Source organism: Pectobacterium brasiliense, from assembly GCF_013449685.1.
In the GTDB taxonomy this organism is placed as follows: Bacteria; Pseudomonadota; Gammaproteobacteria; order Enterobacterales; family Enterobacteriaceae; genus Pectobacterium; species Pectobacterium brasiliense_A.
In genome coordinates, this window is sequence record NZ_JACDSF010000044.1 from 44115 (window position 1) to 44673 (window position 559).

Here is a 559-nt window from a genome sequence, read left to right on the forward strand (position 1 = left end):
AAAGTGAGTTAGATCTCGCCCTGTCCTTTACCCCTCATCTTTCACCACACACTTTCGTCCATAGCTGATTTTTACATTCCCACATGCGCCATAAAACCCAGGAGCATTACCGCCACTAAAATTAGAGTTAAATAGCAGCGACAAGGGTGAATAAAACCAGAACACGTCTCCCTCACGCCAAAGGGAGTATCGGCCTTTTGTAGATAATCTTTATATTTTCTAACTTATGGCATTAATATCTATTAAATCGATCATTTTCTTACAATCTATCTATTTATAAGATATGCGTCTTTTCAGGGAGGAAAAATATTGCATTTAGGATGTAACAACAGACTCAAAAACAAAAGGTAACAATTCATTATAAAATTAAATAAAGACTGGATTGATATTATGTCACGCATGGCGAGTGGGTATATATGGGCTTAAGCGAATTAAGATGCAATAGTATATTTTCAAGTGATTTTCGTGTTCTACGCTAGCAGCATTACAGACCGGATGCTTTGAGCAAAGAAACACACCCAGAGGTCTTTTTATCAGAGCCTGTAATTAAAATTGTGTA